At 51.0% G+C, this 19,805-nt stretch carries 22 protein-coding genes; 2 read left to right on the top strand and 20 right to left on the bottom strand.

The genetic code is table 11. The features are described 5' to 3' along the window. Positions 1-179: 179 nt before the first annotated feature. Positions 180-1,607: a hypothetical protein gene (locus A9B99_RS07905; protein WP_156519020.1), complete on the bottom strand. Its 1,428-nt coding sequence runs from the start codon at positions 1,605-1,607 to the stop codon at positions 180-182. A 584-nt stretch (positions 1,608-2,191) separates the two neighbouring features. Here A9B99_RS07905 and A9B99_RS07900 point away from each other — a divergent pair. Beyond that, positions 2,192-2,644, top strand: coding sequence for an acetyltransferase (locus A9B99_RS07900; protein ID WP_064596368.1), 453 nt, complete (start codon positions 2,192-2,194; stop codon positions 2,642-2,644). 11 nt (positions 2,645-2,655) lie between these two features. Here the strand turns inward: A9B99_RS07900 and A9B99_RS07895 are convergent, their stop codons facing one another. Together A9B99_RS07895 and A9B99_RS07890 are read right to left on the bottom strand one after the other, a co-directional pair. After that, complete coding sequence (locus A9B99_RS07895) at positions 2,656-3,240, bottom strand: helix-turn-helix domain-containing protein (protein WP_064596366.1); 585 nt, start codon at positions 3,238-3,240, stop codon at positions 2,656-2,658. Positions 3,241-3,484: 244 nt separating this feature from the next. Beyond that, on the bottom strand, positions 3,485-4,393 hold the full coding sequence (locus tag A9B99_RS07890) for a LysR family transcriptional regulator (protein WP_064596364.1): 909 nt from the start codon (positions 4,391-4,393) through the stop codon (positions 3,485-3,487). 160 nt (positions 4,394-4,553) lie between these two features. On the opposite strand from A9B99_RS07890, the gene A9B99_RS07885 reads away from it, so the two are divergent. After that, the gene (locus tag A9B99_RS07885; RefSeq protein WP_064596362.1) at positions 4,554-4,961 is read left to right on the top strand and encodes a nuclear transport factor 2 family protein; all 408 of its coding nucleotides are present in this window, start codon (positions 4,554-4,556) and stop codon (positions 4,959-4,961) included. A gap of 164 nt (positions 4,962-5,125) precedes the next feature. On the opposite strand, the gene A9B99_RS07880 is transcribed toward A9B99_RS07885, so the two are convergent. The 17 genes from A9B99_RS07880 to A9B99_RS07800 form a co-directional block, all read right to left on the bottom strand. Then, the gene (locus A9B99_RS07880) at positions 5,126-6,355 is read right to left on the bottom strand and encodes a beta-ketoacyl-ACP synthase (RefSeq protein WP_064596360.1); all 1,230 of its coding nucleotides are present in this window, start codon (positions 6,353-6,355) and stop codon (positions 5,126-5,128) included. Next, complete coding sequence (locus tag A9B99_RS07875) at positions 6,352-7,083, bottom strand: 3-ketoacyl-ACP reductase FabG2 (protein WP_064596358.1); 732 nt, start codon at positions 7,081-7,083, stop codon at positions 6,352-6,354. The genes A9B99_RS07880 and A9B99_RS07875 overlap by 4 nt, the downstream gene beginning before the upstream one ends. Beyond that, entirely contained in the window at positions 7,080-7,556 is a 477-nt protein-coding gene (locus A9B99_RS07870) for an ApeP family dehydratase (protein WP_064596357.1), read from the bottom strand. Before A9B99_RS07870 ends, A9B99_RS07875 begins: the two co-directional genes overlap by 4 nt. Next, positions 7,553-8,722, bottom strand: coding sequence for a beta-ketoacyl-[acyl-carrier-protein] synthase family protein (locus tag A9B99_RS07865; protein ID WP_064596355.1), 1,170 nt, complete (start codon positions 8,720-8,722; stop codon positions 7,553-7,555). Before A9B99_RS07865 ends, A9B99_RS07870 begins: the two co-directional genes overlap by 4 nt. A gap of 1 nt (position 8,723) precedes the next feature. Then, positions 8,724-9,311, bottom strand: a complete 588-nt coding sequence (locus tag A9B99_RS07860; RefSeq protein WP_064596353.1) for a DUF3261 domain-containing protein — start codon at positions 9,309-9,311, stop codon at positions 8,724-8,726. Further along, positions 9,308-11,617, bottom strand: coding sequence for an MMPL family transporter (locus tag A9B99_RS07855; protein WP_405027743.1), 2,310 nt, complete (start codon positions 11,615-11,617; stop codon positions 9,308-9,310). The genes A9B99_RS07860 and A9B99_RS07855 overlap by 4 nt, the downstream gene beginning before the upstream one ends. After that, positions 11,604-12,209 (bottom strand): outer membrane lipoprotein carrier protein LolA, encoded by a 606-nt coding sequence (locus tag A9B99_RS07850; RefSeq protein ID WP_064596350.1) that lies wholly within the window; start codon positions 12,207-12,209, stop codon positions 11,604-11,606. The genes A9B99_RS07855 and A9B99_RS07850 overlap by 14 nt, the downstream gene beginning before the upstream one ends. Further along, on the bottom strand, positions 12,206-12,628 hold the full coding sequence (locus tag A9B99_RS07845) for an acyl-CoA thioesterase (protein ID WP_064596349.1): 423 nt from the start codon (positions 12,626-12,628) through the stop codon (positions 12,206-12,208). The genes A9B99_RS07850 and A9B99_RS07845 overlap by 4 nt, the downstream gene beginning before the upstream one ends. A 3-nt stretch (positions 12,629-12,631) precedes the next feature. Next, on the bottom strand, positions 12,632-14,323 hold the full coding sequence (locus A9B99_RS07840; RefSeq protein ID WP_064596347.1) for a glycosyltransferase family 2 protein: 1,692 nt from the start codon (positions 14,321-14,323) through the stop codon (positions 12,632-12,634). Next, positions 14,314-14,667: an ApeI family dehydratase gene (locus tag A9B99_RS07835; protein ID WP_064596345.1), complete on the bottom strand. Its 354-nt coding sequence runs from the start codon at positions 14,665-14,667 to the stop codon at positions 14,314-14,316. Before A9B99_RS07835 ends, A9B99_RS07840 begins: the two co-directional genes overlap by 10 nt. Continuing rightward, complete coding sequence (locus A9B99_RS07830) at positions 14,654-16,018, bottom strand: AMP-binding protein (protein WP_064596343.1); 1,365 nt, start codon at positions 16,016-16,018, stop codon at positions 14,654-14,656. The genes A9B99_RS07835 and A9B99_RS07830 overlap by 14 nt, the downstream gene beginning before the upstream one ends. Then, positions 16,015-16,548 (bottom strand): COG4648 family protein, encoded by a 534-nt coding sequence (locus tag A9B99_RS07825; RefSeq protein ID WP_064596504.1) that lies wholly within the window; start codon positions 16,546-16,548, stop codon positions 16,015-16,017. Before A9B99_RS07825 ends, A9B99_RS07830 begins: the two co-directional genes overlap by 4 nt. Positions 16,549-16,599: 51 nt before the next feature. Beyond that, positions 16,600-16,860 carry an acyl carrier protein gene (locus A9B99_RS07820; protein ID WP_064596341.1) on the bottom strand — a complete coding sequence of 87 codons (261 nt, stop codon included), beginning with the start codon at positions 16,858-16,860 and terminating at the stop codon, positions 16,600-16,602. A 13-nt stretch (positions 16,861-16,873) separates the two neighbouring features. After that, a complete protein-coding gene (locus A9B99_RS07815) occupies positions 16,874-17,131 on the bottom strand; it encodes a phosphopantetheine-binding protein (RefSeq protein ID WP_036104525.1) in 258 nt (85 codons plus the stop codon). Beyond that, positions 17,112-17,915, bottom strand: a complete 804-nt coding sequence (locus tag A9B99_RS07810; protein WP_064596339.1) for a lysophospholipid acyltransferase family protein — start codon at positions 17,913-17,915, stop codon at positions 17,112-17,114. The genes A9B99_RS07815 and A9B99_RS07810 overlap by 20 nt, the downstream gene beginning before the upstream one ends. Further along, positions 17,912-18,634 carry a beta-ketoacyl synthase chain length factor gene (locus A9B99_RS07805; protein WP_064596337.1) on the bottom strand — a complete coding sequence of 241 codons (723 nt, stop codon included), beginning with the start codon at positions 18,632-18,634 and terminating at the stop codon, positions 17,912-17,914. Before A9B99_RS07805 ends, A9B99_RS07810 begins: the two co-directional genes overlap by 4 nt. Before the next feature lie 64 nt (positions 18,635-18,698). Continuing rightward, on the bottom strand, positions 18,699-19,757 hold the full coding sequence (locus A9B99_RS07800; protein WP_064596335.1) for a class I SAM-dependent methyltransferase: 1,059 nt from the start codon (positions 19,755-19,757) through the stop codon (positions 18,699-18,701). Positions 19,758-19,805 lie beyond the last annotated feature (48 nt).

Here is a 19,805-nt window from a genome sequence, read left to right as displayed (position 1 = left end):
TCGTTTGTCTAATTCACAAGCGCCACCACAGGCACTAATAGCGCCCGACCCGGTTCGGTGAATTCGCATTCAAAGCGTGGTGGAATTATCGGGGGGATTACCCTGCGCCCCTGACCCTGTATTTAATTCAGAAGGCTGGTTAATTTTTTGCAAAGATAAAATCATATTTTATCAATTGGTTATGGAAATTTATCACTAAAGGTGGCGATAAATTTTGCTATGAGACTTTTTAGTTTGGATATCCATACATATTTGGCCATATCAGCAGGTTGCAAACGGCGATCATGATTAGCCAGGTTTTTATCCATGTCCTCAAGCATATCAATACGTAGATCCAGCCCAGTACGGCGTTCCGTGCCATGTGACACTCGTTTTTTCTTGTCGCTACCGGCTGAAATGGTGTTGTCTACCGCTTCAATATTGAAGTACTCTTCAAAAGACATCAGCAGGTTATAAAGAATTTTGATTGCTTTTTCCAATTCACTGTCTTCCCGCACTTTCTGTGGAGAACGATAGAACTCACTCAACACCTGACCCCAGGCAAAGCGTAAATTGGTATTGAAGGTGCGATCATGTGTGGTACGTTTGTCAGGCTCAGCAGATTTATTAAGGGTACTAATGACCATTTTTACCGAGTTCCAGTTAGGTCCCAGTCCTGATTTAACATTTTGAATAGATTCTTCAGAAACGTTCAACGCCGTTTTGATATGCCCAAACTCATGGGAAAGTACCGCTACGGTGTCCAGAGTGGCATCGTTGCCCACAAACTCATCCCGAGTAACGATATTCAAGTTCAGCTGTTGTTTGATAGCGGCCATCACATTGGTGGAAAAGACAGCAGTTCCTGAGTTTAAGTAATCTAACGCATCAGGGGCTATATTGCCTTCGCGTTGGTTAACTTTCTGTTCCAGTAATTCAGTAAATGCCCTGGCAAGCCAGTCTGCGTCCTCATTGGCTTGTGCGTAGTCACTTATGGATTGGTTCTCCTCCATCAATAAATCCAGGTTATCTCTCCAATCCGTCGGAACTTTGCCCGCCCGTCCAGTGACATTGCCATAAATAGCGTTCTCAATGATACCCTGGATTGCATTTCTATGTTCTGCAAATACAGGCGGTGCGAGCATCACCATTTCTGTTTGTACAGGCTGTTTTTCATACCTTTTTATACGAGTCTCAGTCGAGCCTTCTGCTTTGACCAATCCAAATGCATCATCCTTTATATTCTTTTCGTATTTGGTTAGTGCCTCAGCGTCAAGCTCTTCTTCCCCAGGCGTGTACTCAGCTATGACACCTCCAGCTCGATCAATCGCATCGTCTTTAAAAATATTATCCCAGGCTGAGAGACTGCTATGGACAAACGCTCCAGTAGACTCATCAGAGCTATCAGGAACTTTTCCATTTACCGTTTTAAATCCACGAAGCTGCGTCACTCCACTCAATACTTGAGGGCTGGCGTGCACAATGTCTTGCCTCTTATTTTGGGCTATCGATTCATGTCGCTTGTCAACAAAATGAAGTCTTGATTCACCGCCACTTATCTTTTTAGAAAAATTACTGGCAACTGAACGAATTGTATTTTTTTTCGGCCTGTCTGTTTTCTCATACATATCCCAATCTCACTGTTTATATTAATATTTATATCTTATGTGAAATTTCATATAAAATAAGAATTACCGCAAGCCGACCTTCGAACAATAATTTACTCCTTAACACACTCGTACACTATTCTTGAGTCGACACCTTAAAGCGGTCATCCATTTTCATGTCTTACGCCAGTGATATAACGCCGGAATCATTCAAAAAATATTTTCTTTTCTGAACGGCTGGCAAATGCTGAAAATGAAGTCGTCCTTTTTTCATTCTGGTTTTTTACAAGATGCGTATGCAATAAACAAATAATAGTACTCTGTAACTGCAGGTCAATTTTTCAGCGGTTCTAAGCTAAAAAGTTGACCTGAATAGTAGGTCATTTTGAAGGAATTCAGTTTGAATTGTACGATCTGACCTGGCACAAAATATCCAACATCCTCGGTGAAGAGGCTCAGCCCAACCAGTGTGTTAGCACTTCTCATAAGGAACGATAAGATATGAAATAAATTTACTATTGTGAATTTATTTTTACGATAGTAAATTAAGGCGGACTCATTTTTATGTAAATACGCGAAGTGATAACCACTTTAAGGTAGGTAAAATGTTAAAAATCAGAATGTCACGACTCTCTGAAGTGTCAGAAATCATCCAAATTTGGAAAAATTCAGTAGATGCTACACACGACTTTCTGACAGCCCACGACCGACAAGAGATCGAAAAAGAAGTTGTCAGCTTTTTTTCAGAAACCCCTGTATGGGTAGCTACAAATCAGGAAGATCAACCGCTAGGGTTCATGTTTTTGCATGAAGGCCATCTGGAGGCGCTTTTTGTAAATGCTTCTGCTCGTGGGCTTGGCGTCGGAAAACTGTTGATCTCACATGCGCTGGCTGTTCATCCTGATTTAAGCGTCGATGTAAATGAACAAAATCAGCAAGCTGTAGGGTTTTATCAACATATGGGCTTTCTTGTTTCAGGGCGTTCCGAACGGGACAATCAGGGAAGGCCCTATCCTCTGTTACATCTAAGCAAGGCTAATGTGATACACCTCCTTTAGTAGAGGTAATATCATTGATTTTTTTGACTAAAAGCGACGATGTAAGAACAGCTCCGCTGACTATCAGGATTGTTCATTTGGTACCCGCTTGCAAAGGTAAGGGCAAGGCAGTCACCAGCTTGTAAATGGTGAGTCTGATGATTGACCCGAAAATCAAGGCTGCCACTCAACATCCAAAGTGTTTGCCCGGAAAGATGCTCATTCGCGGAGGCGGGTATCGTCAACTCCCCCTTAGCAGGAATCTCAACTCTTATAAGTTCCGGGCATGCCCCCGCTGGGGACAGAGACCAGCGAGTAATACCTGATTGTTCATCCGTCCAGTGCTGCTGCTCATGAGCAAAGAGAACAAGTGAGTTCTGATGTAGCTCAAGCTCTGCGAAAAGCTTTGATAGCGTAATATTCATCGCGTTAGCTAACCGACTCAGTATCGTTGCACTGGGGCTGGAGGTGCCTCGTTCAACTTTGCTAATCATGGCCTGACTGACGCCCGATCGTTGAGCAAGCTCGGTGACAGTCAGGTTGCGAGCTTTTCTATGTTTAAGCAATAAACGAGCAATGTCGCTATCTAGTATCTGATTTTTAGATGTTTTATCCATTCTCACTCCCACGTTCGCCAGCCTGATTATGCCATTACATAAATTGGGCCGAAATAAATGATTTTCCAGGTCTAAATATTCAGCTTTCTGAGAGTTGATTATCGCTTAAACGTACCTATGGTCTGAGAGTTAGACTTGGCAACTGTAATGTCCGTATTTGGCTGTGAATTCAACCGATGGATGCAACACACTTATTGAACCGCTCTGTGGGGGATCGCGTCATCTTCCGGGCAGGGCCATCCGCTTAAGTGACAAGATAATCGCCAAAATGGGCGAGCATAAAGTCAACGAAGACGCGCACTTTTGGCGTCATTTTTCGGTTGCTGGGCCACATTATATGGATAGTATCGGAGCCGGTTACGCAGGTATCCAGTATTGTTTTCAGATGCCCCTCAGCAACCGCGCTCCTGGCAGAGAAGTCGGTTACGCAGGCTATACCGCGCCCCGCAGTGGCCATATATAGCAGCGCGTCCAGGCTATTACATACCATCGTCAGGGGAAGTGAAAATCCTTCGGCTGCGAAATCTGAGTGTTCCAGCGGCCACGGGTACACCTTTCCGGTAGGCGTTGAGCGATAGTGCAGGCATTCATGATTCAAAAGATCGACCGGTTTCACGGGTACACCTTTTTCTTTCAGATAGGCCGGTGCAGCGACCAGGATAGCGCGATAGGGGCCCAGCGGGCGGGAAACCAGACGCGAATCCCGAAGCGAGTTCCCCCGTATAACCACATCAAATCCTTCATCAATCACATCGACAAGCCGATCGGTAAAATCTAGGTCGAGTTCAATCCCGGGGTGGTGTGCCATGAACGCCGACAGGACGGGCAGCGGCAGCCCTGCCGAAAGAGCCAGCCCCACCTTTAATCGTCCACGAGGGTGTTGAGTCAGGCTGTTGAGTTCATCTTCTGCCGCCTGAAGTTCCCCCAGAATGCGGCTGCACCTTTCGAGAAACATCTCACCTTCCGAGGTAAGATGGACGCTTCTTGTGCTGCGTTGAAAAAGACGCACTCCAACACGTTCCTCAAGTCGGGAAATACTTTTACTGACAGCGGAAGCAGAAATGCCGAGGTTTCTTCCCGTTTCGGCAAAATTCCGTGTCCGCGCAGTGTGGACAAAGACTTCCAGTCCCCCCAGCGCGCTGAAACTCTCCACAATTTACCCCCGGAATATTGATTACCGACATTTTTGTCATATCTGAAGTGAACGTTATCCCCGTTAATGCCACACGGTCAATAGCGTTAGGATGGGCCTGAAAGGTGGCTGGTCTTTTACCTGTTACCGGTTTAAATCCATCTGTGAGGAGAAGTATTTCATGGTCACTACTGAACATCTCGATGCGTATCTCAAAGCCATGGGCAGCCGTCATGTTGAAGGAACCCGGGGCCACATCGCGGATAACGTTACACTCCGCAGCCCAATCGTTCCTGCTCCCTTTGAAGGGAAAGAGCAGGTTGTCAGAGTCCTTACCCAGCTCCTTGACACCGTTGACGCCTTTGAGCCAGAACTTCTTTTGCGTGACGGATCAGACTTTGTCGCCGTTTTCACTATCAGGTTCGGCGACCACACTATTGATGGGATGGATCACATACATCTAAACGATGCCGGACTTATCGACAGCATGACTGTGGCTTGGCGGCCGCTGGCGTCAGTGGTCGCAGTGCAGCAAAAACTTGCTCCGAAACTGGGAGGCAAACCGATGAAGCTGGTTACCCTGGAATAACCCGGTTTAAACACAGGCCACGATGGCAGCAGAATCGTGGCCTCTGCTACAAATACGAGTGGCGTCGCTGGGGCCAGCACCTGTTTAGCCTTTGGTGTAAAATACGACATTCCGCTTTAGTGATTTTAACCCCCGGCGAACAATTCCCCGGGGGCGCCACACAGTCAGGCCCAGCGTTTAATAATGATGGATGTGTTGATACCGCCGAATGCAAAGTTATTGCTCTGCAGGTATTCACAATCAATGTGGCGGGCTTCGCCAATAATGTAATCAAGCTCACCGCACTGTTCATCTGGTTGGTGCAGGTTAATGGTTGGCGCAAACCATCCTTCCCGCATCATCTCAAGGCTCATCCAGGCCTCCAGTGCACCACATGCGCCAAGGGTGTGCCCAAAATAGCTTTTTAACGATGAAATCGGCGTTTTATTTCCAAAAATTGCTGCGGTGGCCTGGCTTTCTGCAATATCCCCACGGTCCGTGGCTGTGCCGTGTGCAGATATATAGCCAATATCGCTGGCAGATAATCCGGCAATATTTAATGCTTTTTCCATACACACTTGCATGGTGGCCTTCTGCGGTTGAGTAATATGTGCCGCATCACAGTTGGTGGCAAACCCAACAATTTCACCATAAATGGTGGCGCCACGGGCTTTGGCGTGTTCCAGTTCTTCAAGAATCAACGAGCCTGAACCTTCACCAATGACCAGCCCGTCGCGGTTTTGGTCAAATGGGGAAGGGGTGGTGTGTGGCGCGTCATTACGCTGGCTGGTGGCGAATAACGTATCAAATACTGCCGCTTCAGATGGGCACAACTCTTCAGCGCCACCGGCCACCATAACAGTCTGATACCCGTGGCGAATGGCTTCCCAGGCATATCCAATGGCCTGGCTACCCGATGTACAGGCGCTGGAAGTGGGAATGACTCGCCCGCGCAGGCCAAAAAACAACCCCGTATTTACGGCGGTGGTGTGTGGCATCATCTGCACATAGGTGGTACCGGTAATATTATTAGTGTGCTTTTCTGTGAGCATGGTGGCGAACTCACTCACCGGCCCGGTGCTCCCGGTAGAGGAGCCGTAAGCGATGCCGGTTTCTCCGCTGGTGAGTACCGGGTCGTCAATCAGCCCGGCCTCAGTCAGTGCCAGTTCAGTAGCGCGGGTGGAGAGCAGTGAAACCCGGCCCATAGCGCGAATGCGCTTACGTGTATAATGGTCTGGTAGTGTGAAATCATCGATTGGCGCACCCAGTAACGTATGCAGCCCGTCATAAACCTGCCATTCTGGCATTTTACGTACAGCATTTTTGCCGGCCAGTAAGCGGCTGGCAACGTTTGCCCAGTTTTCCCCAAACGCAGTTACCCCACCCATGCCAGTAATGACAACACGCCTTGTCATAACATACCTCCGTTTATAGAAATCACCTGGCGAGTGACATAACCGGCGATATCAGACATTAAATAACTGGCCAGCCCGGCAACCTCTTCGGCTTGCCCCATTCGTTTCATGGGGATCATGGACATAGCTTCTTTCATTGCAGTTTCTTCAAGTGCGACCATTCCCGTATCAATCAGACCGGGAGCAATGCAGTTGACAGTGATTTTGCGTTTTGCCAGCTCAATGGCGAGGGCTTTGGTCGCGCCAATAATGCCCGCTTTTGCAGCGCTGTAATTTACCTGCCCACGGTTGCCCATCACGCCAGAAACCGATGAAAGCGTGATGATCCTTCCGCCCTGACGGGCACTGATCATGGGCATTATGCAAGGGTGAATAACGTTGTAAAAACTATCCAGATTGGTATGGATAACACGGTCCCAGTCGTCATCGCTCAGGGCGGGAAACGCGCCATCCCGCGTGATCCCGGCATTACTCACAACCCCGTACCAGGCACCGTGAGACTCAATATCCTGTTCAATAACTTCCTGGCATTGCTGGCGGTTGGCAACATCGAAACATAAAAGCCGCCCCTGGCCGCCAGCCTGTTCAATGGCATCCAGTGTGGCACGCGCGCCAGAGGCATCGCTGTGATAATGCACTCCGACAATAAAACCATCTGCCGCCAGTTGCCGGGCAATGGCCTGGCCTATGCCTTTACTGGCACCAGTGACAAGCACGGAACGTTTCATGGCGTTTTTCCCTGTTGAAAAAGTGAAGCTAATTCCTCGCTATCGGGCTGGAAGGTATTAATGCGCCCGGTTGCCAGGGTTTGATTAAGGTGGCTGATTGTGCATTCAAAACTGCCGAAGCGGGCATCCTGCATCAGCAGGCTGACATGGATATCCAGTATTACATCAGCCGGGAATTCACCTGCAGGGCAGGTATATTCGCGGGCGCCCAGCACCATACCCAGTGCAATGCTTTGTTGACCACGTTGCTGGCGGTGCCAGCCGGACCAGACCCCAACGGTTTGTGCCATCAGTTCCAGGCCGTACCAACCGGGCAGGGTATGTTCCGCTGTCAGAAAAGGCGCTAACACCCCAGCAGAGTGAATAGCGACCCGGCAATCGGCACTGTTATCGGCCACGCTGACGACTTCATCCAGCAGTATCATGGGGGATTCATGCGGCAGATAGTTGCCGGGTGGCTGGTAGCGGCTCATGAGGTTCTCCCTAAAATAATACTGGCGTTGTTTCCCCCAAAGGCGAACGAGTTTGACATGATAATGGGGCGAACCAGGGGCTGTGATTGCTGGAGAATGCCACAGGGCGGTAATGCCGGGTCGAGTGGCGATAGCGTAAAGTCCTGGGCTGGTAAAGGCAGCCTCTGGCGCAAAATCAGGGCGCTCAGTGCTGCTTCAGTAATGCCTGCTGCGCCCAGTGTATGGCCGGTCAGGTGTTTGGTGGAGCTGCAAGGTATTTTGTCGCCAAATAAATCATGCACTACCCTGGATTCTATCTGGTCGTTAAGACGGGTGGCGGTACCGTGCAGATTGATATACCCAATCTCATTTGCAGACAGCCCGGCATTATCCAGCGCCTGCTGGATTGCCTGAATCGCACCTTTCCCTTCCGGATGCGGGGCAGAAATATGCCAGGCATCGCTGGATTCCCCAACCCCCAGTAATGCGAGATCCTGTGGTGTTTTGGTCAGCACCATCAGTGCCGCACCTTCGCCAATGGTGATGCCGCTTCGGTCACGGCTGAATGGCTGGCACAGACCAGGTGAGAGCGATTCAAGGCTATGGAACCCGTTAACCGGCATACGGCTCAGCGTGTCAGCGCCGCCAACAATAGCAATATCGGCAAGGCCCGCCGCAAGCAGGCGTTGCCCGCTGATAATAGCCCGGGCGCTGGATGAACATGCGGTGGACAGCGTAAATGCCGGGCCCGTGGTGCCAAGCCATTTACTGAGAAAACGCGAAGGGTCACCTAATTCTTGCTGTGGGTAGCGCCAGTGCTCGCTGGGCTGGCCTGTCAGGCTCAGGCGCACATGCTGGTCACCTTCATCCAGCCCGGACGTGCTGGTACCCATCACAATAGCGATTCGCGCCAGCCCGTATTGTGCAATGGCCTGGTCAACGGTGGGCTGGATTTGCGCCAGTGCCGCCAGCAGCAACTGGTTGTTGCGGGTGTGATGCGCATGGAATGTCTCGGGAATGACTGGCAGCTCGCCGTCCACTCCGCCCAACACCGCCTGCGGGTGGCCGGACAACCACCCAGCTCGTGGGCGCATGCCGGGGGATTTACCCTGCACCAGGTGTTGTGCCACCCCGGCTGCGGTATTCCCCAGTGCATTAATCACACCGATGGCAGAAATATAAATCATATCAGTCGCCCAGATATTGAATGGTGATGTGGTATTTAAACGCGTGTTGCTCAATGCTTATTGGTTCACGGCGACCTTTGCGTTGTATATAGGTAATATCGGTGATTAACGCCCCTTTAGCGTTACGCAGTTCGCGTTTATCGCCTTTGTCCTGCAGTGTCCAGCCGCGGGGTAATTGTGGTTGCCATGCACTGAGCGGCCAGTGGCTGAGCATAACATCTGCCAGCACCTGGCTTGCAGGGGGCAATTGTGGAACCACTATTGACTGTTCGGTATGCAACCCGGTTTTGTCATAGGTCACTAAAAATAACCGAATACCAATAGATGACAGCCCTGCCAGCGCGATTTTTTTATCGTCCGCATTCAGCATCACCAGCAGTGACTGAGTCTTGCCGTTAAAAGACCCGGTGAGCAATTGTTGGGAATTAACCGCCGGAGAAATGCCCGGCGCAGGTAGCGTGACGCGGGTACCCGGTTCCAGCCAGGCCTGAGGCCGCCCGGCATCACTTGCGTTTTTGTGGTAGCTGCACCCGCTGATTAACGTGGCGGCAAGGCACAAGAAGGTAGAGAACAACACACGTTTAATCATTTCACTTTTCTCTTTTTATGGGGCATGGCAAGTGGGGAGAGCAGCCATGCTGAGAAAATGCCACTGACCAGGACAATACCAAAGCTGCTGATTGCCTGCGTCGTGCTGAAGACCAGCATGCCGAGGGTTAATAATGTGGTCAGCATTGCCAGCGTGATTGCCAGCAATGAGGTTACCGGGGTGCCGCGCGGGTTACTGAAAAACAGGGTGTAGTTAATCCCAATCCCCAGAACCAGAACCAGGGCCAGTAATGAAAACAGGTTTACAGCATGCTGGCTGAACGCCAGTACGGCCAGGCCACAGCCTAACGACAGTACAGACGGAACCAGGGTGACCAGCCCCTGACGTAGCCCCTGGCGGAAGATGGCACTGGCTGCAATGACCGCCAGCGCTACCAGTAATAAGCGGGTAAGCACCGTGCGGTAATGGGAAAAGAGCGTGTCGAAAGCCGCTTTACGGTCCACCCAGCTCACGCCAGGTAATTGCTGCGCAATGCCTGCCATAATCTCACTCTTTTGAGCATCCACCCCGTCTACCGGTACCAGAACACCACTGGTTCCGTCAGGAAGCGTCATCCACATCAACCGCCAGCCTTCACTTGCCGGGCTTGCCAGCCATTGAGGTACGGTAACCGGCATGGGCGTCAGGTCTGGCGTGAACGACGTAATCCCCGCCTGGCTTAGCGCCTTTTCTACTGTGGGGGCCGCCTGATGCAGCAGCGCTAAATCCGCTGCCTGGCGTTTTAATGAATTCAGGCCAACAGTGCGGTACTGGTGAATAACCCCTTGTTGCCGGGCTTTATCCAGTTCAGGCTTCAGGGCTTCCAGGCGTTCCAGTGTTTGTTGGGCATTCTTGCCATACACCACAAACCACTTTTGTTCGAGACTTTGCCCGGTTAACCGGGTGATGGTTTTTTCCTGAGCGAGTAATGACTGTGGCAGCGCCTGGAGCTGCGTGATGTCATCATTGATGCGCACCTGGCTGAGGCCTGCCAGGCACAGGCAAAACAGCCCGCAAGGCAACCCAATACGCAGTATGTTGTTACGCCGCCATGCTGCCAGCCAGCGTAGTAACAATGCCATCGCGGGGACCGGGCGAACAGGCAGACGCTGGCTTAGCCACGGGTGCCAGAACAGAACTGTCAGACAGGATGCACTCAAACCGGCTGCTGCAAATACCGCCATCTGGCGTATTCCCGGGAAGGGCGTGAGCATCATCAGCAGGTATGCGGCAATAGTGGTCAATAATGCCAGCAGCAGGGCATTACGCACTTTGGCCAGGCTTTCCCACGGGGTTACGGCTTCGCCATGCACCATGCGCTCAGTTAAATAATAGAGTGAGTAATCAGCTGAAATCCCAATAATGCTCATGCTCATCACCAGCGTCATCAGGTGTAATTCACCAAAGATAAGCAGGGTCATCAGTGTACCGGCCAGTGCGCCTGTGGCAATGGAGAGCAGGCATAACAGCAACGGGCGGAGTGAGCGGAAAGTGGCAACAATCAGCAGTAGCACTCCAATAATCGTCACCGTGCCCAGAGAGGACATATCCCGTTTGGCTTGCTGGCTGGCATAATCACTGTAAAAAACGGTGCCCCGGGAAAGTAGCCGGGCGTCGGGGTAAGCTGCTTTCAATTGTTGCTCCAGTGCCGCCAGCGTGGTGACAAGCTGGTGGTTCTGGTGCATATCAAAAGCGTGGCCTGCCAGTTCGCCATGTATGAGATACCAGTAACGCCCCTGGTCATCCTGGGTGACCAGCCAGCCATCCATCAGGCGGAGTTTCTGGCCGCTTTGCGCCTGTGCCAACTGTGCGCCACGCATCAGCATCAGCGGGTCGTTGTGCAACTCTTTGGCACTGACTCCGGAAAATGCTGAGTAGAGTTGGCCCAGCACCCACTGCGCCTGCGCGCTTCCTCCATGTTCAAGGCGTTGCCTTGTCGCACTGTCAATCAGCCCATTGCGGTGTTGCCAGTAAAACGTGCCCCAGGCTTGCTGACTGGCCGCGTCCATTGGCCCTTTTACCTTGCTGAATAACGGGTTGTGTTGCAGGGCATTCAGCCAGAACCGGGCGGCCTGAGGCCGTGCTTCTTTGCCCGGGCTTACCAGCCACACCAGTTGTTTATCCAGGCGCGTTATAAATGCATCGTTCAGTGCCGGTGGCATATTGCCTGTGGCCTGCTCTGGCAACATCGCCAGTACGCTACTGTTTATTTTGGCTCCTGGCAGAATGCAGAACAATGCTGCCAGCATGGCGAGGCAAACCGCCGCCCACAGGTAAGCCGGAGTGCGGGAATTAGTGTTCGTCAAAGCGTTTACGCTCTTCATCGGTAAGTGTTGCGGGCGTTAAACGGTGGTCAGAAAGCACTATCCGGGTTTGGTCACCTTGCTTGTCGTAGAGTTGAATGCTGTCAAGCCAGGTCTGCCCGGCCAGGTCGATTGACGTGAAAATTTTATCCAGCGGTGTGGTGATGGGTTGTAAACGTAACGACCAGCGCCCTTGTCCTTTATCCTGAAAATCAAGACGGAAGTTTTGTTCCAGTACACTTCTGTCGGCCTGAAACAGCGCGCGCAATAAATGGTTAAACTGAAACATTTGCGGATTATTTTCAGCCGTAACCACTTGTGGTGGCTGCCCGTTAATGATTTGCACCATACGGGTATTATTCAGCATCAGTAGCATAGAAAAGGGCGATTTCTGGTCCCATAGCAACCCCTGGTCACGGGCAATCAGCATATCTCCCTGAGATAACAGCGGCTGAGGCATATCTTTGATAGTGCGGGTCTGCTCAAAATGCGCACGGATAACCGGCGTTTGCGTGAAACGCTGTTGCAGTTCATCCAGCGTAATGGCACAGGCAAAATGGCTGAACAGAGTGAAGACGAGTGCCCAGTATTTCATTGCGTAACTCCCATACGTTCAAACAGCACCGGCGGGCTGATAAAACACATTTCCCGGCTGGCTTCTTCTACGGCAACCTGAATGGTATAGCCCGTGGTGGTACGCTTCCCTGAAGCATCATCAAAAATTTGGTAGTCAATGCGCAGGCGGTTTTCATATTCGGTTACCTGGGCCCGCACGCGAATTTTTTGCTCAAAAGTCAGTACATCGCGATATTTCACCCGGGTATCGACTACGGGCCAGACATAACCGGATTCTTTCATTTGCCGGTAACCATAATTGAACTGGTTGAGCAATGCTTCGCGGGCAATTTCGAAATACCGAAAATAGTTGCCGTGCCACACCACACCCATCATATCGACATCATGAAAAGGAATGGTCAGCGTGACTTCCGTGGTGAAACGTGGGTTGTTTAACACCTGTTACTCCTTATCGTCGGCGTCGGGCAGGCGCCAGAAATCAAAAAAGTTGAACCAGTCCAGTGGTGACATGAGGGCGTAATGCTCCAGCCGCTCAGCATAACGGTCAATAGTCTGCTGTAATGCCTGTTGACGGTTGCCCCGGGGGAGCAATAGCGGGTTGGCGAATGGTTCACAGTGGATGCACAGTTGCCCGTGTTGCGAAAGGGCAAACAGCAGGAAGACCGGGCAACGCAGAATGGAAGCCAGAATAAATGGCCCTTGTGGAAACGGCGCCGGATGCCCCATGAACTGGCTCCAGGTGACCCGCCAGTCACCACGTTGCGGGTTAACGGCCAGACGGTCACCGACAATGGCAACCCACTCTCCCTGGTCGAGCTTTTCTTTGAGCAACATGGCGGTTTCTGGCCCGATATCATTGACCGGGATCAGGTTCAGCCCCGCTTGTGGCGCCATCTCTTCCATGATTTGTTTAAACCGTTGCGCATTTTCATGAAACACCAGGGCATTAATGGTTTTGTCGCCCTGCAACTGAGCGAGTGCCCGGCAGACTTCAACATCGCCCAAATGGGAAGCCAGTAATAACTGGCCCTGAGGTGAGGTTAAGTCCAGGTGTTCCTGCGCGCCGGGGGCGAACTGAATCTGCTTACCTGGCTGTAATTCACCCCGCCAGCTGGCAATTTTATCCAGCATAGACTGGCTGAAACGCAAAAAGTGAAAATAACTGTTGAGGTGCGGCGGGACCGGTCGGTGTTGTTCCGCCAGCCGGGTTTTTACCCGGTTCAGCCACTGTTGTGATGCAGCACGCGCCCGGCGCGCCAGTAGCCAGTAAACCGCGACCACCGGCCACAGTAAAACTGAGAATGCATTGCGCCCAAGATACTGCCAAACTTTCAGCATGATACGCATTCCCCACAGCCCACTGACTTCCTGCTGTTTTGCCCAGTGCTGAGTGTGGCGCTGGCGTAGCAGAAGGGCAGGAAGGCGGGGCAACATGCCAAAAAACAAACGCGTATGCATACACGAGATACGCACATTGTCTTTAAACGCGTCAAAATGCGATAACCCATCTTCCGGGTAAGTCACGCGGGTTGGGACAAAATGGCTGTTGTGCCCTTGCCAGTAGAGGCGAACCATGACTTCTGTATCAAAGTCCATCCGTTTGCCTAATGTGACCTGGTTTGCCAGGCGCAAAGTAGGGGCAATTGGGTAGACACGAAATCCACACATGCTGTCTTTCAGTTGCAGTGACAGGGTTTCTATCCACACCCATACGTGGGTTATCCAGCGGCCATACAGCCGTGAACGGGGAATGGAGTCGTCATAAATGGGCGCTCCGGAAATCAGGTCGTCCGGATATTGCTGAGCCAGCGCCAGCAGTGCAGGAATATCTTCAATGGCGTGCTGGCCATCGGCATCGACTTGTACCGCGTGGGTAAACCCGTGTTGTGCCGCCACAGTTAAACCGTGGACAACGGCCGCGCCTTTGCCCGCGTTTTGTGGCAGGTGGATCAGTTGCACATTCTGGTTGCCATTCGCCAGCGCTTCCAGTTGGCGCTGTGTGGCCGAATCACTTCCGTCGTCCACAATAAAACAAGGCAGAGCGAAAGGGGACAGCCGTGACAACACCCCGGCCATCATTGCGCCGTGGTTATAGCAAGGAATGACAACGCAGGGGGAGAAGTTTACCGACATAGTTTTATCTTCCCGCTACTGGCTGCATGGCGCTCATCACCCTCATGGCGGTGATAACTGAACGTAAGTATTTGCTTTTCAGGAAACCAGCGAATGACCAGGGTGACAATGTTGCCAGGCAGCAGTGGCGACTGAAACTTCACGTTCTGAATACTGAGAAAGCGAAAACCCGGAGCCAGTACGGTTATGGCGTAGTGCATCACCCAGTCAAGTTGGGCGACACCTGGCAATAAAGGTTGTATGGCAAAATGCCCGCGAAACCACAACAGTTCAGGGTCAAGGGCCAGCACAAGCTCTGTCTCATTGGGCTGCACTGTGGTGCGCGCAATTTCACGAGGTCTCATGGAATAGTTCCTGTAATTGCCCGTAGACACGTTTATTCATGCTGTTGACCGGGATTTCTTGAATAACTCGCCAGTAACGCGGTATGGCAACAGGCTCAAGCCAGGGCAATAAAGCCTGCCGCCAGGCGAATTCCAACGTTTTTTTGTTTGATGTACACCATAAAGCGTAATGTGCTTCATCCAGCACCAGCAAAGCGCCGATGCCCTGGCGGCCACCCCGGGATAAAGGGAGTGCGGCGGCGTCTTTCACGCCGTCCAGCTCCAGCAGGCGCTGCTCAACTTCCGTTAATGAAATCCGTTTCTCTTCGATTTTCACCACCCGGCCCCGCCGCCCGGATAACTGGAAACTGCCGTCATCATTGAGTTCCAGCATATCGTCCAGTATCAGTCCTGACGGGTTGTCAATCAGTGGGGAATGGGCAATGTATTTCTCGGCCTGATGCGCAAAATAAACACCCGGGAAGGGAACCCATGGTTGTAGGTCCTGCTCTCTGTGCCGCCACGCTAAAATCCCGGTTTCAGTACTACCATAGATTTCATCAACCGCGTGACCCAGCCAGTCGCGGGTATATTGTACATCATGCCAGGGCAGCATGCCGCCAGCGGAAAACGTCATGGCCACTTGTGGTGCGGGCAACTGGTTATCCAGGCGTTTAAGAAACGCCGGGCTACTGATAAATACATAACGATATTGCGGGGTGAGTGCCGCCAGTTGTTCGGCGTAATACAGCATGGCTGCATGCAGTGGCAGGCCTAACGCCATCGGCAGAACAATACGAAAGGTGAGGCCGTATAAATGCTGAGGAACCACCGATGCAACCACCCGGCAATCCTTCACCTGCGGGGCAAACCGGGCAGCCAGAATTTGGGCTTCCTGATCCAGTGTGGCAATACGCTTCACAACCCGCTTGGGTTGCCCGGTTGAGCCTGAGGTAAACAGCTCGATAAACTGGTTATCATCAATAACCGGAAGTGGTGGTTGCTCTGTAATCGTTGCTTCACCAGACGAGGAGACAACCAGCAAGTTTTCAGGCCATGACAGCGGTTTGTCGCTCAGTATCCCGTCAAAAAACACACACTGTTCTTTTAGCAGTGCGATACGGGAATGCCCGGGAATAACCGGAATTTTTCGCGCACAGAGCGTTGCCAGTAACGCAACAATAAACAGGTAACTGTTTTCAAAGCACAATGCCCAGCGTTCGCCCGGGTGGTTGTTGAGTTGGGCCAGCAGCTGTGCGACATCATAGCGCAGCCGGGCTTGTGTCCAGGTGTTATCGCCAAGCCAGGCAATGGGGGTGGCGTCAGCACGCGTATTACCCAGCCACTGAGACAAGGGAAGTGTGTGTGTCATGGTCTTTCTCGTTTCATTACCCTGCGGCGCACCAGCCACTCAGCAGCCATTAAACCACCCATGAGAAAATAAGCGATTAGCCCGTTCCAGGTGGTCCAGAGCGCCAGATCCCCTGACAGCGCTGTACCAAGCGCGATGCTGCCGTTAGCGACAAAAAATACGCACCAGACTTGTGTGACACGGCGGGTGTACCGCACCCCATCTGGCGGCAATTGTGGCTCTTTCAGGCGTGCAATACGCTCAACCAATGGCATGGATGTAAAAAGTGATCCACCAAACAGCGCCAGCATGACCAGGTTTACAACTACCGGGTAGAAAAGTAGTAACTGATGAGTGCGCAACACAAAACTGGCAACGCACAGTACTAACCCGGCGGCGGCTGCACTCAGTGCGACGAGGCGCAAAGGGCCTGTTCTTCGCCGGACTTGCCTGAGGCGCAAAACCAACAGCAATGCCATTACAGGGAGTAACCAGTGCAGGCCGTTATGTGCCAGGCCAAACCAGACGAAAAAAGGCCATGCCAGCAGCATTAATGCCGTTATCAGCACCAGCAACCGTTGATAAAAATGCCGCACGGCAAATCAATCTTCTTTCATTAATCGTTCGACGGCATCTACAACATCCTGCACCGTGCGAACAGCTTTAAATTCTTCCGGTTTGATTTTTTTGCCCGTTTTTTTCTGCACATGCACAATCATGTCGACGGCATCAATGCTGTCGAGTTCAAGGTCTTCATACAGGCGGGATTCAGGGGTGATACTGTCTGCATCTATCTCAAACAATTTGCACAGCAGTGCTGAAACTTCCTGATAGATTGCGTTCTGGTTAGTGTGTTCAGTCATAATGAATGCATTCTCAGGAGCGTTGGGAATTGATAAACGCGGCCAGGGTCGCGACGGAATAGAAGTGTTGGCGCATCTCTTCGCTTTCAGCAGACAACACGACACCGTACTGGTTTTTTACCGCCAGACCAAGCTCCAGTGCATCAATAGAATCCAGGCCCAGACCATCGCCAAACAAGGCGGCTTCTGTATCTATATCGTCGGCTGTGAGTTCATCTAAATTCAGTGTATTAATAATGAGATTTTTAATCTCAAGGTAAAGCGCTTGCATCATTCATCCCCAAAAATGGATCATTAACTATTTGTAATTGCTGTAAAAGGTGCTTATTAAGTTGCCTTACTGCTCGTGTTGGTACTTGAGAGCTGGCATGAGTAAAGGGTTTTACCGCAATGCGTTCTTTTACCAATACCGTAAATTCGGGCCTGGTGGGCGGAACGTTATACCAGTGGCTCTGCTTATCGAGCAGGTGTTCGCTACAATGGATTGTCACGACACGTAAATCACACTGGCAACGTACAGCTATATTTGCGGCACCCCGTTGTAACACCATGTCCTGCCCTTGCCGTGAGCGGGTTCCTTCAGGAAAAATCAACAACGTTTCTCCCCGGGCCAGCCGCTTCTGGCTTTCAGACAGCAGTGTGTCGGCTTCGCTATTAATCAGGTAATCGGCCGCCCGAATGACTCCACTGACAAAGGGATTTTTCAATAGCCTGCTTTTAACCAGGCAGTCTGTCTCCGGCATTACCGACGCCAGCAAAACATAATCTATCAGCGTTGGATGGTTTGCTACCACCAGACAACCGCGTTCCTGCTTTAATATATCGGCACCTTCAATGCGATAATTTAGCGTTCCTGTGTATCTTGCTATCCATAAAAAACAACGAAAACTGGCAGAAATACTGCGCCTTGCCAGGCAGCGTCGTTTATTTTTATTACGCACGACGACCAGTAACAAGTTGAACCAGACTAAAGACAATACCAGACCACCCAGGCCAAACAGCGCAAAACACAACCCGGTAGTCATCAGCCGCCAGGCCTGGTTAAGCCGTTTCATGAACGGCTCCAGTGCCAGGTTAAACGCTCACCGGGTATGCTGAATTCGGGTTCGCCACAGAGGTAATGTTGCAGAAATTGCAAACTTTGCGGTAACGCGGCTTCTGCGCCATCAGCATCGCTGGTTGTTTCGCAGGACAGTTCTTGCCCGGGGGCAATGACCAGTGCGGTAGCAAATGCCCAGCATGGCATCGCGGCAGGCATACCTGAATGGTAAAATTCTGGTAAAGCACCGTCAAAATCGACAATTAATACGCGTTGGTAACCGGCCTGCAGCAGGCAGATAACTTCGCATAAGCCTTGCTGGAAGGTATCCATACCGGCAGATAATGAAGATGTGACAGCAGGCTGCCGGGCGGCAATAGTCAGATTACCAACCGCAGAATTATGCACAGACATAGCAAAATCAGTTGGCGAGACCGGTTGGCCTTCTGCCAGCGCATTCAGAATACGGTAATTGCGCTCCAGTTCGCCGTGTCGGCTGGTGTAAAGCACTGCGTCAATGTTGTGCTTACGCAACATGTTAAGTCCACATTCAACCGCCAGTTTGCTGCCTGAATTCAGGCGCCTGGCAGTCATCATGGGTAATGCTGTGAGTTTTGCCTGGGGTGCGTTGGGGTCTATACCACAAGGATGCTGTGCCCAGTGCAACCACTCTGTTGCCTCGCTAAGTCCAGGAGCCCGTGCCTGCCAGTCAATAATATCAAGTGCAAATTTCATCAACGCGCTTCTGCGATAAAACTGTTATTTAGTAGGTCAGACCATTCTCAAAGCCTGCCGCGTATTAAAAAGGCTCGCATATCAACAAGGTATGCCCGATACCCAGATTGTCATGGCGTTGTTTTACCTGGAATCCAGCTAACTCAAGGTAGTGATTAAATTTTTCCAAACTGTAAAAGCGGCTGTTACCATTTGCCATACAGGTAAAGTATAACGAAGTGGCATTCAGGCTGAAGGCTGCTGCCTCAAACTTTTGTACGTCCCAAAACAGTTCCATTATATACAATTGCGCACCCGACTTCATTATTCGTGCTATTTTGCTTAAAATAGCGACAATTTGTTCAGGTGAAAAACAATCCAGAAATTGGCTCATCCACCATATATCTGCGCCATCAGGCAAGGGTTGATTGCTGAGCATATCAATTTCGTGGCAATGAATCCGATGGAAAAATCCCACTTTTTCGATGTTCTTGCGTGCCAGCGCAATTTGTTGTGGCAGATCCAAAATAGTGACGGCGATATTTTCATCGTATTCACAGCAACGTATCGCCAGTTTTCCGGTATTTCCGCCGATATCAAATAAGGTGCGTGGTTTTGCGGCAAAAATGAGCGGCAGAATGGTATTGAATGCGATATCTGAATAGTAATGGTCAAACGCAAACCAACTCTCCCGGGCGGGTGAGGGGAGTTGAGATAAGACAGGGTAAATAGTCGGTTCATCACTGAACACTTTCAGGCCTGCAGGTTGTGCTTCTTCCAGAGCCTGGGACAAATAGTACATGCCCTGGTAACAGACATCCTGAGTGAAATCCATGTTGACGCGGGTCATCGGGTCATGCAGCAGAAAATGCCCAACTTTAGATAAATAATAGCAGGATGTTTTGCGGGTGATGATCCGGCCACTCAAACCACAATCCAGCAAAACACTGGCCGCATATTCGCTGAGCGGGCTCTTTGCGACAATTTCTTCCAGTGTCGCCCCTGTTGACCCTTGTTTATCCAGAAAGGCAAGGATCCCCGAATTACGTAAGCATAATGCGGTTTGAAATAACATGGGGGCGAAAGCTATCCGTTGTGCTTCGGTAATGGCATCCAGCGCGCTGAGTGTATCCTGCTCGTACATCAAGAATAACCTTGTCCAGTATCAAAGTAGACAACCGGGCAGTGCGCC

Source organism: Mangrovibacter phragmitis, from assembly GCF_001655675.1.
Classification (GTDB): Bacteria; Pseudomonadota; Gammaproteobacteria; order Enterobacterales; family Enterobacteriaceae; genus Mangrovibacter; species Mangrovibacter phragmitis.
The sequence above is the reverse complement of the archived record's forward strand: the minus strand, read 5'-3'. Positions and strand labels throughout refer to the sequence as shown.

Bases quoted from the DNA above. Each gene is read 5' to 3' on its own strand.
- A9B99_RS07905 (WP_156519020.1), bottom strand. From the start codon at position 1,607: ATGTATGAGAAAACAGACAGGCCGAAAAAAAATACAATTCGTTCAGTT.
- A9B99_RS07900 (WP_064596368.1), top strand. From the start codon at position 2,192: ATGTTAAAAATCAGAATGTCACGACTCTCTGAAGTGTCAGAAATCATC.
- A9B99_RS07895 (WP_064596366.1), bottom strand. From the start codon at position 3,240: ATGGATAAAACATCTAAAAATCAGATACTAGATAGCGACATTGCTCGT.
- A9B99_RS07885 (WP_064596362.1), top strand. From the start codon at position 4,554: ATGGTCACTACTGAACATCTCGATGCGTATCTCAAAGCCATGGGCAGC.
- A9B99_RS07880 (WP_064596360.1), bottom strand. From the start codon at position 6,355: ATGACAAGGCGTGTTGTCATTACTGGCATGGGTGGGGTAACTGCGTTT.
- A9B99_RS07875 (WP_064596358.1), bottom strand. From the start codon at position 7,083: ATGAAACGTTCCGTGCTTGTCACTGGTGCCAGTAAAGGCATAGGCCAG.
- A9B99_RS07870 (WP_064596357.1), bottom strand. From the start codon at position 7,556: ATGAGCCGCTACCAGCCACCCGGCAACTATCTGCCGCATGAATCCCCC.
- A9B99_RS07865 (WP_064596355.1), bottom strand. From the start codon at position 8,722: ATGATTTATATTTCTGCCATCGGTGTGATTAATGCACTGGGGAATACC.
- A9B99_RS07860 (WP_064596353.1), bottom strand. From the start codon at position 9,311: ATGATTAAACGTGTGTTGTTCTCTACCTTCTTGTGCCTTGCCGCCACG.
- A9B99_RS07850 (WP_064596350.1), bottom strand. From the start codon at position 12,209: ATGAAATACTGGGCACTCGTCTTCACTCTGTTCAGCCATTTTGCCTGT.
- A9B99_RS07840 (WP_064596347.1), bottom strand. From the start codon at position 14,323: ATGTCGGTAAACTTCTCCCCCTGCGTTGTCATTCCTTGCTATAACCAC.
- A9B99_RS07835 (WP_064596345.1), bottom strand. From the start codon at position 14,667: ATGAGACCTCGTGAAATTGCGCGCACCACAGTGCAGCCCAATGAGACA.
- A9B99_RS07830 (WP_064596343.1), bottom strand. From the start codon at position 16,018: ATGACACACACACTTCCCTTGTCTCAGTGGCTGGGTAATACGCGTGCT.
- A9B99_RS07825 (WP_064596504.1), bottom strand. From the start codon at position 16,548: ATGCTGCTGGCATGGCCTTTTTTCGTCTGGTTTGGCCTGGCACATAAC.
- A9B99_RS07820 (WP_064596341.1), bottom strand. From the start codon at position 16,860: ATGACTGAACACACTAACCAGAACGCAATCTATCAGGAAGTTTCAGCA.
- A9B99_RS07815 (WP_036104525.1), bottom strand. From the start codon at position 17,131: ATGCAAGCGCTTTACCTTGAGATTAAAAATCTCATTATTAATACACTG.
- A9B99_RS07810 (WP_064596339.1), bottom strand. From the start codon at position 17,915: ATGAAACGGCTTAACCAGGCCTGGCGGCTGATGACTACCGGGTTGTGT.
- A9B99_RS07805 (WP_064596337.1), bottom strand. From the start codon at position 18,634: ATGAAATTTGCACTTGATATTATTGACTGGCAGGCACGGGCTCCTGGA.
- A9B99_RS07800 (WP_064596335.1), bottom strand. From the start codon at position 19,757: ATGTACGAGCAGGATACACTCAGCGCGCTGGATGCCATTACCGAAGCA.